We start from the raw sequence: 14,447 nt of genomic DNA on the forward strand, positions 1-14,447 counted from the left end.
TGGCCGTACCCACCGTTCCCGTGTACGAGTGACCACGAACCCGAACACTTGCGGCCATGAAGGCGGCGCCGGACAAAAAGACCAGCGCGAGGACCAGCGCGGGGCCGGCACGCCCGGCGGCCCCTGCCCAGGCCCGTCCCACGGTCGAGGAAACCACCTCGCCCACCACGGTGGCCGGGCCGGAGAGCGCCCCTCCGGCGGGCCTCGCCCCACAGCAGTTGCGTCTGCTGCAGGCACGGGCGGGGAACGCGGCGGTGGCCCGGCTGGTCGCACAGCGCCAGACCGCGGCTCCGCCCTCCACGGGTTCTACGGGCGCCCCGGCTCCGCCGGTGAAGCCGCCGCCGTCCGCGTCGCCCGCCTTCCAGGGCCTGAAGTCCGAGGTGCGGGCGAAGAAGACCGCGGCCTCCCGACACGCCCCCGCCGCCGCGGAGTCGAAGGCCGCGCAGGACGCCGCCGTCGCCCCGCCGGACGACAAGCAGGCCCAGGGCAAGGCCGCGCAGGCCGAGAAGATGAACGTCGCCAAGCCCGGCGTGTTCGACAAGGCCGCCTTCATCGCCGCCGTCAACCAGGCCATCGCCGCGCAGGCTCCGAAGAACCTCGACGAGGCCGACAAGTTCTCCGGGTCGGGCAAGGCGGAGGCCGTCAAGGGCCAGGTCAAGGGACAGGTCGCTCAGGGCGGGCAGACCTCCGCCAAGGAGATCGACACCGCGACGAAGGCCGGACCGGACCTGTCCAAGGCCAAGGACAAGCCGGTCACCCCCCTCACTCCGGACGCTCCCCCTCCTGCCCCCGGCGCCCCCAACCCGGCGGGCGCGGTGCCGGCCAGGCAACCGGACGCGGTCACCGACTTCTCCGGCGGCCCGCAGCAGGTCAACCAGCAGATGGCCGACGCCGAGGTCACCGAGGAGCAGCTCGCCAAGAGCAACGAGCCCCAGTTCACCGACGCCCTCAGCGCCAAGAAGGAGGGCGAGAAGCACTCCGCGGTGGCGCCGGGGCAGGCCCGCGGCGCCGAGGCCAGGCAACTGACCGCCGCCAGGCAGGGCGCGGCGGCCGTCGGCACCCAGGCCATGACCGGCCTGGCCGCCGCCCGGACCGCCACCGGCAAGCAGGTCGACGGCGGCAAGGGCGCCACCAAGTCCGCCGACGAACGCAAGCGGGCAGAGGTCACCGCCCGGCTGCAGAAGGTCTTCGACGCCACGAAGACCGACGTGGAGAGGACCCTGTCGGGCCTGGACAAGCTGGTCGACGAGAAGTTCACCGCCGGCGAGAAGGCTGCGCGGGACGCGTTCACGGCAGACCACAAACGCCGGATGGACGCCTACAAGGACAAACGCTACTCCGGCTTCACCGGCAAACTCCGTTGGGTCAAGGACAAGTTCGCGGGAATGCCGGAGGAGGCCAACCAGCTCTTCCAGGAGTCACGCAAGCTCTACGTCGCGCAGATGCAGCAGGTCATCTCCTCCATCGCCGACGTCATCGGCGCCGAACTCGGCAAAGCCAAGGACCGCATCGCGCGCGGACGCGCCGAACTCAAGGCCGAGGTCGACAAGCTCCCCGCCGACCTGCGGAAGTTCGGCCAGGAAGCCGCCAAGGACTTCACGGAGAAGTTCGACGGACTGGATGCCGACGTCAACGCGAAATCGGAGCAACTCGTCCAGGATCTGGCCCAGAAGTACACCCAGGCCCTGAACGCGGTCGACGACGAGATCAAGAAGCTGCAGGAGGAGAACAAGGGCCTCATCGCCAAGGCCAGGGACGCCGTCGTCGGTGTCATCCAGACCATCATCGAACTGAAGAACATGCTGCTCGGCGTCCTGGCGAGGGCCGCCGCCGCGGTCATGAACATCCTCAAGGACCCGATCGGGTTCCTGCGCAACCTGGTCACCGCCGTCGGCGCCGGCCTGCGGCAGTTCATCGGCAACATCGCCGACCACCTGAAAAAGGGCCTGGTCTCCTGGCTGCTGGGCACCGCCGCCGGCGCGGGCCTTTCCCTACCCGCCAAGTTCGACCTCAAGGGCATCATCCAGCTCATCGCCGGCATGCTGGGGCTGACCTGGGCCAACATCCGCGCCCGTATCACCCGCAAGGGCGTCCCCGACCAGGCGGTCACCGCCGCCGAACAGTCCGTCCCGGTCGCGCAGGCTCTCCAGAAGGAAGGCCCGGCAGGCGCGGTGGAACGCATCAAGGCCGAGGTCGGCGACCTCAAATCCACCATCCTGCAGAAACTGACCTCCTACCTCATCCCCACCGTCCTCGTCGCCGGCATCACCTGGATCGTCTCCCTCCTCAACCCGGCGTCAGCCTTCGTCCGCGCCGTCAAGGGCATCATCGACATCGTCACCTTCGTCGTGACCCAAGGCGCCCAGATCATCCAGTTCGTCAACTCGATCCTGGACGCGGTCGTCGCCATCGCGTCCGGCGGCGGAGGCAGCGTCCCCGCCCTCATCGAGGGCGCCCTCGCCGCCTCCATCCCCGTCCTCATCGGCTTCCTCGCCGCCCTGCTGGGCGTCGGCAATCTCGCGGGCAAGGTCAGGCAGGTCTTCCAGGCGGTGGCCAAGCCGGTCAACAAGGCGATCGACAGGATCGTTGATTTCATTGCCAAAGCAGCAAAGAGACTCTGGGCCAAACTCAAGGGCAAGGGCGAGAACAAACCCGGCGTGGACGGCGGTACCGCACAGCAAAAGGCGCAGACCGCGAAGGCAGCCTCTACGGAGGCCCGGAGCAGGCTGATCGACGGCGCGACTCCGGATCAAATGCACAACATCCTGGAGCAGGTCTATCACAAGTACGCGCCGCAAGGCCTCAAGTCCTTACGCATGGAACGTGCGGGCGAGCATCAGTTCCGCGTGGCCGCCAAGGTCAATCCGGAGAACGAGAGTGAACTTCTCTACCTGCCCGTCAAGGTCAAAGGTGACGAGCACGCGCTGGGCTGGACCCCTGAGGAGCTTCGGGTCTGGACCAGGGCTCAGGAAACGGGCAAGAAAGTCAGCAACGAAACGGCCGAGAAGCTGAAGAGCATCCTGGAGAACAAGGCCACCGCAGAGAAGCCGAAGCGGGAGCCCGACCCGCCGACGGTGGCCCGCGGCGTGTTCAGGTGGACTGCCGCTGAAAAGGACGACGTCTCGGTGGTCAAGGCTGCCAGCTCGCGACGGCTGAAGGATCACAGCGACGCGCACCGGGTGCGAGGCGCACACGCAGAAGAGCATCTGACGCTCTACTACAAGAATACGGACCTTCCGGATATCCCGACCGACAAACAGCTCGTCCCGTCAATGTCGCTCCGCTACGAGATCAACAGGAGCCCTTGCGTCAACTGCGCCACCTACATCGCCGACTTCGTGGATCGGGACCTGAGGCCGAGGACGCAGAATCTGTCCACGGTCGTGTCGGCCAGCGCGCTGTACCAGGGTTCCGTGGTCTTCACCGGGGAGATCAGACAGCGATACCGGAAGATCTTCGACGAGCTCATTTCTCCGGACGCGGTACAGACCTTCCAGGAGTTCGAGGCGGCCAAGAAGGCGCAGGCCGCCGCAAAAGGCCAGGAGGCCAAGGAACTCGACAAGAAAAAGATCTTCTCCGGCGTCCCGCGTACGCAGAAGGCGATGGGGGAGGAAACCGCACGCCGAACCGCGGACTGGGACAAGGCCACAGTCCCCGACGACGTCCGCCGCGAATGGTTCCGGATCAGGCCGATGGAGGATCATGGCGTGGCCGGTCTGGCGATTCTGCGGGCCCACGGCATCACGGTCGAGGCACTGACCGGAGCGGAAGCCGGTATCGACCGGCCCTTGACGGAGGAGGAGAAGAACGCGATGACCGAGGAGGACAAGGAGGCTCGCAAGCACTTCCTCCTGATGCTGCAGAGGAAGAACGACGAACTACTCAAGGCGCTCGCCAGGGTGGACAACGCGGGCGTGAACGCGAAGGACGACTCCTGGGTGGTCAACCACGGCTATGTCGGAGGACGCTGACCCACCCGGCATCACGCATCCGATGCGAGGGTCTCCAGCGCGAAGAGCACCACGTGCTGCCAGAACATGGCCGGGCTGTCGAAGGACGGCGGATCGATGTCGCGGATCTCCCCGACCAGGCGGCGCACCTCGTCCGCGATCTCTTCCTCCGATCCGTCTTCGTCCGCGCTGTAGAACAGGTCGAGGCCCTTGAACTTCAACCGGAGCTGGTACGCGATCTCGAGGAATCGCTCCAGGGACGTGTTGACCAACGCGAACTTCCGTTCGCTGCTCCCCGGCTCGTACCAGTAGATGCGGTTGTCCGCCCGAGACATGCAGGCCAAACCGCCCATGCCGGCGGTGATCACGATGTCGTCCCGGACATCCGGCGGGAACTTGTCCGGCGTCCCGGTGTCCTGGGCCTGGCTGATGGTCTGCGGCGGGTCGGTCCGAATGTTTCCGAAGTACAACTGGCCCAAGAGTGACTGGGGCATACCGACCTCAGTCAGCAGCCGCCGGTCCTCGGGGTTGGCGAAATACCGTTCGGCGACTTCCGGCGGCATCGTCTCAACCCAGAGCGAGCCGAACGCCGACACTAATTCCGCGTGCGTAACCATCTCTGGGCTCCTCAGTCGGCTATCGCTCCGAATACCGTAGCAAGCATGCGCGGACCGAACCGTCCCTTGTGGTCGGTCGCCGTCGCTGCCGCCAAGTGCCGTGCCTGCCAATGGACGGTGTCGAGGTACCTGACCTCGTAGACCCCACTCGGTGAATCTCGAGCCGTCCGGAGTGTGCTGGTGGCGGTCGTGGCAGGGCAGGAAGCGGGCTCTGGTCGCGCTGGCTCGCGCCGGGGGCGTTCACGTCGGGTCACAGGACCAGTAGGTCGACATAGGGCCCGAACTCGCTGGCCAGGGTCAGCCGGCCCAGTTTCTGGTATTCGCGCTGGATGGCGTGGATCAGCTGGCGCATGGTCAGGGGTGATCCGGCGTCGGCGGTGAGGTAGGCGGCCGTGACGGCGATGGAGCGGATGTTGCCGCCGGCGAGTTCGAAGGAGTCGGCGCAGAAGGGGAGGTCGAGGTCGACGGTGCCGGGGAGGAGGGGGGCCAGGCAGCGGTGCCAGAGGGCGAGGCGCTGGGCGGGGTCGGGGACGGGGAAGTCGATGACGAGGTCGAGGCGGCGGGTGAAGGCGTCGTCGAGGTTGGCACGGAGGTTGGTGGCGAGGATGGCGAGGCCGTCGAAGGACTCCATGCGCTGGAGGAGGTAGGCGCTCTCGACGTTGGCGTAGCGGTCGTGGGCGTCCTTGACCTCGGAGCGTTTGCCGAAGATCGCGTCGGCCTCGTCGAAGAGGAGGACGCCGTTCACCCCGGCCGCCTCGGAGAAGATGCGCTCGAGGTTCTTCTCGGTCTCGCCGACGTATTTGTCGATCACGGTCGACAGGTCGACGGTGTAGAGGTCCAGGCCCAGGTCTGCGGCGATGACCTCCGCCGACATCGTCTTGCCGGTGCCGGAGTCACCCGCGAACAGGGCCACCACGCCGCGGCCGCGGGCGCCGCCGGGGCGCATGCCCCATGCGCCGAGCACGAGGTCGCGGTGGCGGGCGCGGGCCGTGAGTTCGCGGAGCTGGGTCAGGGCGTCGGGGGGCAGCACGAGGTCGTCCCAGTCGACGGCGGGTTCGATACGGCGGGCGAGCAGGTCGAGTCCCGCGGAGTTCTGGGCCCGGGCACCGCGGCGTACGTGCTCGGGGCGCAGCCCGGCTCCGTCCAGGACGGCGTTCTGGGCGGCGCTCCGGGCGGCGCGGGTGATCTGTTCGGGGGTGAGGAGGAAGGGGGCCAGGAGGTTCGGGACGTCGATACCGGCGGGCACGGAGGGCCCGTACGCGGCCTGCCACAGCGCGGCTCGCGCGGTCGGCTCGACGCGGGGCGCGTGCAGCAGCAGCGGGGGCCGCGTGGACCAGGCGGCGTCCCACGGGGTGTGACCGACGAGGACGACGGGGACGGGTGCGTCCGTCAACTGCCTCAGCAGCACGGCACGTTCGCGGTCCCGTTCCCGGTCCAGGGCGTCGACCGGGGCGCAGACCAGACCGGCACCGGTCAGCCGGGCCTCGCGTACGGCGGCGCGTATGGCTTCGGCCGGAGCCGGGTCGCGGGCGAGGCGGGCCAGGTCCAGGGCGAGTGAGGGACGCCCGGCCCGGGTGAGGGCGGTGGCGGCGAGGGCCGGGCCCGCGCCGCCCTGGTCCTCGCGCAGGTAGGCCAGGGGAACCTCGGCCGCGAGGGCCCGGGCCAGCGGAGCCGCGTCGCCCACGCCGGGCACGGGCGGGGCCGGAGTCAGCAGGTCGGCGACCCGGGGGTCGGGGGTGTCGTCGCCGAGCAGGTGCGCGGTGACCCGGTCCGGTACACGCAGGGCGCGCCCGAGGAACGGGCGGTCCGGGTCCTCGGTGAGCAGCAGGCCACCGGAGAGCAGGGGCGCGGTGGCGCCGAGGCGGGCGCGTGCGGAGGCGTCCGCCGGGGACAGTCCGCACAGGTCCAGGGCCAGTCCGATGGAGGGGCGGCGCCGGGTGACGTCGTCGTTGAGATAGCCGTAGAACGATTCGAACCGGGCGTCCAGGTCGGGCAGGAGGGCGATGAGCAGGATCTCGACGTCGAGGTCGGTCAGCCCCAGGTCGGCCGTGAGGCGGCGCAGGCTGGTGGGCGGGTCGGCGGTGTCGGCGCGCGTCTCGGCCTCCGCGTGCCGGGCGTCGTCCGTGCGGTCGGGGGCAGCGGGACGGGGCGGCGTGTCGAGGAGACGGTCGATGGCCTCGTCGGTGAGGTAGAGGCCCCGGAAGGCGTCGTCGGGGTTGGGGTCGGTCCGCCTGCGGGCCGCGACGGCACGGCGTACGCGTTCCTCGACGAGGACCACCCGGTCCAGCAGGTGGCGAAGGCTGGGGTTCTCGGCGATGGGATGCTCCTCGCTCCTCGCTCCGCGGGTTTCGATCCGCTGCGTGTGCGGTCAGAGAGGCGCGGGCCGGTTGTGGCTGGTCGCGCAGTTCCCCGCGCCCCCTTCGGGGCGCGGTACCTCGCCGAACCGGGCGGCGCCCCAGCCCCAGCCCCAGCCCCAGCCCCAGCCCCAGCCCCAGCCCCAGCCGACCTCACCTCTGCCCCGTCCACTCCGGCCGCCGTGCTCATTCGCGGACGCGCCGGGACAGCGCCGGCCGTGTGCGACGCGCCGCCGGCTCGTCCGCCGCCTCGGCCTCCCGGGCTCCGGCGGTGCCCTGGCCGGTCTGCCGGGTCTGCTCGGTGTTCTCCATGCCGAGCCGCAGGCCGCCCTCCTCGGTGACCGGCGGCCCGACCGGAACGGTCCCCGTGCCGACGAGGGGGACGCTGATCACCAGGTCGAGGGAGGGTTTCAGCTCACCGCCGAGCGCGCTCCACACGTCGGCGAACGACCGGTCCTCGGGGGGCGGCAGGGCGATCGTCATCGGCACGGGCAACGGCAGTTCGGCCAGTGAGCCGGTCAGGTGCTCGGTGGGCATGGCGTCGCTGCGCAGCAGGCACAGCAGGAGGGACGACAGCAGGCGGTGTTCGTCCTCGGGGCGCCGGGTCCAGGCGGTGATCAGGTAGGACAGCTTGAAGTACCGGGGCGGGCGGTGCCGGGCGACGACGGTGCCGCGCTCGTCGTACTCGTTGGAGAGGCCGCGGGAGCGGCGCCGCATGTCCTCCCGGATGTCGTAGAGGTACAGGTTGACGGTGGGGGCGTTGACCTTGGCCGCCCACTCCCGGGTGGGTGCGTCGAACACGACACTGACCTGTGTGCCGCCCAGGGCGTCGTTCTTGACGAGGGCGCGCAGTGCGTCGTCCACCTCGTGGATCACTGTTCCGCCTCCGCCCTTCTCATCCGCGGCCGATGAAGTCGGGTGGCTGGAGGCTGCGGGGCACGACGAGGATCTTCGCGGTGAGCGGGTCGTATCCGGGCCCTGTGGCGCGCAGCAACCGTGGCCCGGTCCGGTCCTTGCGCAGGACGAGGACCTGCGTACGGAACGTTCCGTCGGCGCTCACCCGCACCGGAGCCGTCGCGGCGGTGATGCCCTGGCTCCACTTCAGTCGTACGACGGTGCCGGCCGGGAAGTCGCGGCCCTCGGCGAGGACGACGTCGCCGAGCCGGGCGACGACGGGACTCGCGGTCAGCACGGGCTGGAGGACGCGGAGGCGGAGCGTGTCGGTGTTGTTGGCGGTGCGCGGGTCGGTCGGTTTGCCGGCGACCCGGGCCGTCAGGGTGCCGCTGGTGGCCTTGTCGTACGACAGCCGGGTGGTGACCTGGATCCGGCCGCCGGCCTTCAGGGTGCAGGGGCTGCCGGCGGTGCAGCGGTCCTGGGGGCTCACCATGGTGGCGGCCCCGGGTGTCCCGGTGGTCAGGACGATGTCCGTCGCGTTGTCCGGTCCGGCGTTGGTGAGGGTGAACGTCGCCGTGACGGTGCCACCGGTGAAGGCGGGCTGCGGGTCCGCGGCGACGGTCACGGCGAGGTCGGCGGAGGGCGCGACCGGCACGGGAGGGATCAGGACGACGGTCACGACGGCGGTGTCGGTACCGGTGTTGCCCGCGTCGTCGGTCGCCGTGCAGGTGACGGTGGTCTTCCCGATCGGGAAGTTCGACCCCGAGGGCGGGGTGCAGGTGGTGGGCAGGATGCCGTTGACGAGGTCCTGGGCGGTGGCGGTGTAGGTGACGGGTGCGCCGTCCCGGCTGAGGGTCCGTACGGTCCGGTCGTCCACCTGGACGACGGGCTTGCCGTCGTCGACGACGGTGAAGACCGCGGTGTCGGTGCCGGTGTTGCCGGCGGCGTCGGTGGCGGTGCAGGTCACGGTGGTCTCGCCGACCGGGAAGGTGGAACCGGACACGGGCGTGCAGGTGACGGACACGGGTCCGTCGACCAGGTCCTCGGCCGTGGCGGTGTACTCGATCACGGCGCCGTCGCGCCCGGTGGCCGGCTCCGTGCGGTCGTCCACGGTGACCCTGGGCGCGGTCGTGTCGACCACCGTGATCACGGCGGTGTCCTCGCCGGTGTTCTCGTGCGCGTCCGTCGAGGTGCAGGTCACCGTCGTCTTCCCGACCGGGAAGGTGGAGCCGGGAGGCGGCGTGCAGGTGACCTTCGTCGGTCCGTCCACGGTGTCGACCGCCGTGGCGTCGTGCTCCACGACGGCGCCGTCGGGGCCGGTGGCCTCGACCGTCAGGTCGTCGACGGTCACGACGGGGGCGGTGGTGTCGACGACGGTGATGACGGCGGTGTCCTTGCCGGTGTTCTCGTGGGAGTCCGTCGCCGTGCAGGTCACCGTAGTCTCCCCGATCGGGAACACCGAGCCCGACGGCGGTTCACAGGTGACCGGCAGCTTCCCGTCGACCGTGTCCTGCGCCGACGCGGGGTATTCCACGACCGCGCCGTCGGGACCGGCCGCCTCCGCGGTGCGGTCCTCGACGGTGACGGCGGGGCCGGTGGAGTCGGTCACCGTGAACTCGGCCGTGTCGCGGCCGGTGTTGCCGGTCTTGTCGGTCGCCGTGCAGGTGACGGTGGTCCTGCCGATCGGGAATGTGGAGCCGGAGGGCGGCTCGCACGCCACCGGGACGTCGCCGTCCACGAGGTCCGTGGCCGTGGCCGGGTACGTGATCACGGCGCCGTCGGGACCGGACGCCTCGGCGGTGCGGTCGTCGACGTTCACCACTGGCGCGGTGGTGTCGACGACGGTGATGACGGCCGTGTCGCGCCCGGTGTTGCCCGCCTTGTCGGTCGCCGTGCAGGTGACCGTCGTCCGCCCGAGGGGGAAGCGCGACCCGGAGGGCGGCTCGCACGCCACCGGGACGCCACCGTCGACGTTGTCCTGCGCGGCGGCCGGGTAGTCGACTACCGCGCCGTCCGGGCCGGTGGCCTCCACCGTACGGTCGTCGACGGTCACCGCCGGGCCGGTCACGTCGTTGACGGTGATGCGGATCTGCTCCCGGTAGGCCGGGTCGGCTGCCGGGCCCAGGGCGAACTGGACCGTGCAGGACAGGGTGGTGCCCTGGGGCGCGTCCGGGGACACCGTGATCTGCTCGGTGAAGGAGGCGGTCTGGCCGCTGGTCGCCTGGACGCTCGTCGGGGAGAGGGAGACGCTCAGCGAGCGGTCGCAGTCGACCAGTCGGTGGCTGACGGTGACAGGCAGGTTCGTCAGGCCCTGGACGATGGCGTTCGACACTTCGCCCGGCTCGATGCCCTGGAGGTACGTACCTCCGGTGGCCTGGGTGACCTGTCTGGCTTGCCCGTTCGCGTCGAGGCCGTTGCCGCCGACCCCGACAGCGAGAACCTTGACGCCGTGCTCCTTGAGCGTCTGTATGACGTCCGTCAAGTGGTGCTGGTTGCTCGGTTCGTGGGTGGGCGCGTCACCGACGAGGACGACGATGGGTGTGGCCCCTTCCCGGAAGGTGTTCCGGCCGCCCGCCCCCGTCGCCACCTCGTACAGCCCGTTGCCCCAGTCCTCCGGCACGTCGTAGCCGTGGTTGGCGTCCAGTTGATCGACGCCGCTCTGGATGGCGGCGCGGTCGTTGGTGAACGGCTGGTGGAGGAGGAAGAGTCGGTCGGAGCCGACGTCGGGGTCGTTCTGGTCACCGAAGCTGGCCACGGCGAACCGGGAGTCGGGCTGCACCGCGAAGACCTGGTCGACGATCGCGGGCAGGTTTTCCTTCACGTTGGTGATGGTGCCCGTCATGCTCCCGGTGTTGTCCACCAGCAGCACGACATCCGGCTTGGGCGGCACCGCCGGGGTCTGCACCTGCTTGTCGACGGTGATCGAGGCGCCGGGGTTCAACGCCTGCTCCACCAGCGACGGCGTGACCGGGGAAACCGGGGCCGAGGACGCCGAGGTCGAGGACGCCGCAACCGCGGAGGCGGTGGCCGGGGACGCCTTGCCCTCGGAGGCGGTGGCCGAGGCCCCCGTGGCCGTCGGCGGCGGGGACGTCGAGTCCGCCGTACGGGCCCGCGGCGCCGTGTCTCCGATGCCGGCCCCTACCGCGCCGAGCGCGAGGACCGCGGCCATCAGGCCCGCCCGCAGCCGGAACAACCGCACGACATCCCCTCCCAGATCGGCGTCTGCCCCACCGTTCCCGGCGCCGCTCTTCGACGGAGCGGCGCCGGGGACACCCCGAGGGGAAGAGCGGATTGCCCGGAGGGGCAGTCCGCCTCTCCCTTCGCCCGCCGAGGCGGACCGGCGCCTTCAGATCAGTCCCTGCCGGAGCGCGTAGGCAACGACGTGAGAGCGGTTGCGCAGGTGCAGCCGGGTGACGAGCTCATGCAGGATGTTCTTGATGGTGCGTTCGGAGTACGCGAGTTTCGAGGCGATGTCCCCCGTGTCGTACCCCTCGGCGACGAGTCGGACGACCTCGATCTCCCGGTCGGTGAGCCCGCTGAAGTTCAGGCCGCGCGGCGCCAGGACCTGGCTCTGCAACTGGCCGACCTGCTCCAGGAGGCGGCCCAGCAGGTCCGCGGGAACGCTTCCCTCTCCCCTGGCCACCGCGTTGATCACCTGCACCAGCCGCTCCGGCGTCGCCTCGGCCCGGCGCAGGATGCCCGCCACTCCGCACTCGGCGGCACCGACCAGTTGCTGGTCGTCGATGCGGGTGGCGATCAGCGCCATCCGGGCCGCCGTCGTCCGCCGGATGTGGCGAAGGGTCCGCAACGACTCCTCGTCTATGGTGTCGATGACGACCACCACCACGGCGGCCGGTTCCTCCCCCTCCTCCTGCAGCCGGATCTCCGGCCGGGACCGCAGCTGGGTGGCGACCCCCGTTCTGGAGATCGGGTCATCCGCGCGCAGGCACACAACTATCCGGTCCACACCAGTCTCCCCCCTGGTCGAGCGCATCGCGGCGCGTCGAGCAGTATGCGGCAGGCGACTCCACGCACAGTCAACAAGGCGTCAATGGGCACATCAGCTTCCCGAAAGTCTTCCTGCGAGGCCCCTGCCGCCCCCTGCCACCGCCCCTATGGTGCCGATCATGACAACTGCGGCGAGCCTGGACACGACCGCTGTGACCGCCGAGCCTGGGGCGCGGGTCGAAGTCCCCCTTCAGGTACGCAACTCCGGCAGCACGGTGGAGGAGTACCGCTTCGACGTCGTGGGCCCGGCAGCGGCCTGGGCGACCGTCGAACCGACGAGCCTTTCGCTGTATCCGGACAGTACGGGCACCGCGGTCCTCACGCTGAGCCCGCCCCGGAGCTCGGAGGTGCCGGCCGGGGACGTCCCGTTCGGCGTGCGGGTGGTGCCCACCAGTGCCCCCGACACGGCGGTGGTGCCCGAGGGCGTCGTCACGGTCCTGCCGTTCGCCGCGATCACCGGGGAGCTGGTGCCCCGCGGGTTCGACGGTGCTTGGCGCGGCCATACGGACGTGGCCGTCGACAACCGGGGCAACATCCCGGTGACGGTGCAGCTGGCGGCCCAGGGGGACAGCTCCCGGGTGCGGCTGCGCTTCGCCCGCGAGACCGTCGAACTGCCGCCGGGTGCGGCCGAGGTGTCGCGGCTCACCGCGCGTCCGACGCGACGGCTGTGGCGCGGCACTCCCGTCGTGCATCCCTTCCAGGTGGTGGCGACACCCATGGGCGAGGTGCCGCACGAGTCGGTTCTCCTGGACGGCACGTACCAGCAGGACGCGATACTGCCGCGCTGGCTGCCGCGCGCCCTGATCGCGGCGGTGGCCGCGGTGGCGGCCCTGGCCATCGTGTGGTTCGCCCTGCTGCGCCCGGTGGTGAAGTCTGCCGCGCGGGAGGAGTCCAAGAAGCAGGTGGCCGCCGTGCTGTCACCCAGCCCCGACGCGTCCGGCGCCGCGGGCGGCGGTGGCTCGTCCGGTACGTCGGCGGGCGCCGCCGGAACCGGGAAGGACGCGGCGGCTGGTGCGCCGAGTTCCGGCACCGCGGCGGGCTCGACGGGCGGAAGCACCGGCGGGGGCACGGGCGGAGCGGGCGGCGGGGGCACGGGCGGAAGCGGGGGCACGGGTGGCAGCGGTGCCGGGGGCGGGGGTGCGGGGGATCCGCGCAGCGCTCAGGTCGAGGTCAAGGACTCGGTGGGCGGCGACCCGGCGTCCGACACGGTGTACAAGGTCCCGGCCGGCCAGGCGCTCGACCTGACGGACCTCGTGGTGCAGAACCCGCAGGGCGACTCCGGCACCGTCGTCATCGCGTCCGGGAGCCGGACCCTGCTGAGGCTCGCTCTGCAGAACTTCCGTGACCAGGACTACCACTTCGTCACCCCGATCGTTGTGCCCGCCGGTGGGCAGATCACCATGACGGTCACCTGCAGCGCGGTGGGACGGCCGGTGGGCGGTCCGACACCGGCCCAGTGCGACGAGTCGGTGCTGGTCGGCGGGACGCTGCGGCAGGCGCCGAGCGCGACTCCCTCCCCCGCCGCGGGCTGAACCGGCGGCGGGCGGCAGCCGAACCCGCCCGCAGCGGTCGGCGTTCGGGCAGGCGGGGCTGAGCCGCCTGGGACAGCGAGCCGGCACGGTCCCCGGGACGTATCCGGGGACCGTGCCGGTCGGGCGTCTCCCCCGCGACGCGCACGGGGGAGATGCCTGTCATGCGTCGCCCGGCTCCTCCTGCTGCTCCTCCTCGGCCCGTTGCACGAAGAGCCCCTGCACATCGGCCGGTTCCTCGTCCTCCTGCTCCGCCTGCCGCTGTACCGCTGCGGACGGCCCGGGAGCCGCGGCTGCCTGCTCCGCGGCCTGTGAGGCCGGGGCCGGGGCGGACATGACGCGTTCGGCATTCGCGCTGGCCTCCCGCTCATACCGGTCCGAGGGGTCGCTGACCCGGATCCCACCGGGTGCCGCGGCCCCGTCGACCGGGCCGTGGCGCTGCTGGATCACGTGGGTCAGCTCATGGGCGAGCGTCGTGCGTCCGGCCTGGGACGACGTGTCATAGGCATCCCGCTGGAAGACGACGTTGTTGCCGACGGTGTAGGCATGCGCTCCGACGGACTTCGCGGACTCGTGCGCCGCGTCGCCCGTGTGCACCCGCACGTCGGAGAAGTCCGCGCCGAGCCTCGCCTCCATGTCGGAGCGGACATCGGCGCCGAGGGTCTGCCCGGAGCCGGATCCTATGACGTCGTGCACGGGCGAGCGCTGCGGCTTGGGGTCCGACGGTGTTTCCTCGTCCTGCTCCCGCTGCAGCATGGCGCCCACCGCACTGTTGCCGACGGCACGCTGCAGCGTGCCCATGCCGGACGGGCCCAGAACATCCGGGCGACCCGCGGCTGCCGCCTTGAACAGCCGCGAGTCGTCGGCCTGGGACTGCCTGTGGCCGGCTTGTTGGTGGTCCTGGTCGTGCTCGTGGTCGTGTACGTGGTCGGGCATCCTCGCTCCCTGGGACGTCCAGCGCATACCTCTTCTGACCCTGACACTCCCTCAGTGTGCGCCCCGGGTACAGGCGTGCCGCTGCCTACGCGAGTGCAGCCACCGCTGCCCGATGGGGCAGACGCCGACCCGGGTGCGCGTATGCCGGCCTGCCCGTTC

The 14,447-nt window shown here is 70.9% G+C and carries 8 protein-coding genes; 2 read left to right on the top strand and 6 right to left on the bottom strand.

Going from position 1 to position 14,447, the window contains the following annotated elements; genetic code table 11:
• Positions 1-56: 56 nt before the first annotated feature.
• Entirely contained in the window at positions 57-3,971 is a 3,915-nt protein-coding gene (locus ACGFNV_RS43625) for a hypothetical protein (RefSeq protein WP_393630884.1), read from the top strand.
• An 11-nt stretch (positions 3,972-3,982) separates the two neighbouring features.
• On the opposite strand, the gene ACGFNV_RS43630 is transcribed toward ACGFNV_RS43625, so the two are convergent.
• The 5 genes from ACGFNV_RS43630 to ACGFNV_RS43650 form a co-directional block, all read right to left on the bottom strand.
• Positions 3,983-4,567: an SUKH-4 family immunity protein gene (locus tag ACGFNV_RS43630; RefSeq protein ID WP_393630886.1), complete on the bottom strand. Its 585-nt coding sequence runs from the start codon at positions 4,565-4,567 to the stop codon at positions 3,983-3,985.
• Positions 4,568-4,817: 250 nt separating this feature from the next.
• Positions 4,818-6,884, bottom strand: coding sequence for an ATP-binding protein (locus ACGFNV_RS43635; RefSeq protein ID WP_393630950.1), 2,067 nt, complete (start codon positions 6,882-6,884; stop codon positions 4,818-4,820).
• 223 nt (positions 6,885-7,107) lie between these two features.
• Positions 7,108-7,797 carry a DUF4255 domain-containing protein gene (locus ACGFNV_RS43640; protein WP_393630887.1) on the bottom strand — a complete coding sequence of 230 codons (690 nt, stop codon included), beginning with the start codon at positions 7,795-7,797 and terminating at the stop codon, positions 7,108-7,110.
• Positions 7,798-7,816: 19 nt separating this feature from the next.
• A complete protein-coding gene (locus ACGFNV_RS43645) occupies positions 7,817-11,014 on the bottom strand; it encodes an HYR domain-containing protein (protein ID WP_393630889.1) in 3,198 nt (1,065 codons plus the stop codon).
• A 147-nt stretch (positions 11,015-11,161) separates the two neighbouring features.
• A complete protein-coding gene (locus ACGFNV_RS43650) occupies positions 11,162-11,782 on the bottom strand; it encodes a response regulator transcription factor (RefSeq protein ID WP_393630890.1) in 621 nt (206 codons plus the stop codon).
• Positions 11,783-11,942: 160 nt separating this feature from the next.
• On the opposite strand from ACGFNV_RS43650, the gene ACGFNV_RS43655 reads away from it, so the two are divergent.
• On the top strand, positions 11,943-13,355 hold the full coding sequence (locus tag ACGFNV_RS43655) for a hypothetical protein (RefSeq protein WP_393630891.1): 1,413 nt from the start codon (positions 11,943-11,945) through the stop codon (positions 13,353-13,355).
• A gap of 159 nt (positions 13,356-13,514) precedes the next feature.
• Here ACGFNV_RS43655 and ACGFNV_RS43660 read toward each other — a convergent pair whose 3' ends face one another.
• Entirely contained in the window at positions 13,515-14,288 is a 774-nt protein-coding gene (locus ACGFNV_RS43660; protein ID WP_393630893.1) for a DUF4157 domain-containing protein, read from the bottom strand.
• Between the last annotated feature and the right edge of the window lie 159 nt (positions 14,289-14,447).

Source organism: Streptomyces sp. NPDC048751, from assembly GCF_043198595.1.
Taxonomy (GTDB): domain Bacteria; phylum Actinomycetota; class Actinomycetes; order Streptomycetales; family Streptomycetaceae; genus Streptomyces.

Excerpts from the sequence above, each read along its gene's own strand:
- ACGFNV_RS43655 (WP_393630891.1), top strand. The coding sequence starts at position 11,943 with ATGACAACTGCGGCGAGCCTGGACACGACCGCTGTGACCGCCGAGCCT.
- ACGFNV_RS43660 (WP_393630893.1), bottom strand. The coding sequence starts at position 14,288 with ATGCCCGACCACGTACACGACCACGAGCACGACCAGGACCACCAACAA.
- ACGFNV_RS43630 (WP_393630886.1), bottom strand. The coding sequence starts at position 4,567 with ATGGTTACGCACGCGGAATTAGTGTCGGCGTTCGGCTCGCTCTGGGTT.
- ACGFNV_RS43625 (WP_393630884.1), top strand. The coding sequence starts at position 57 with ATGAAGGCGGCGCCGGACAAAAAGACCAGCGCGAGGACCAGCGCGGGG.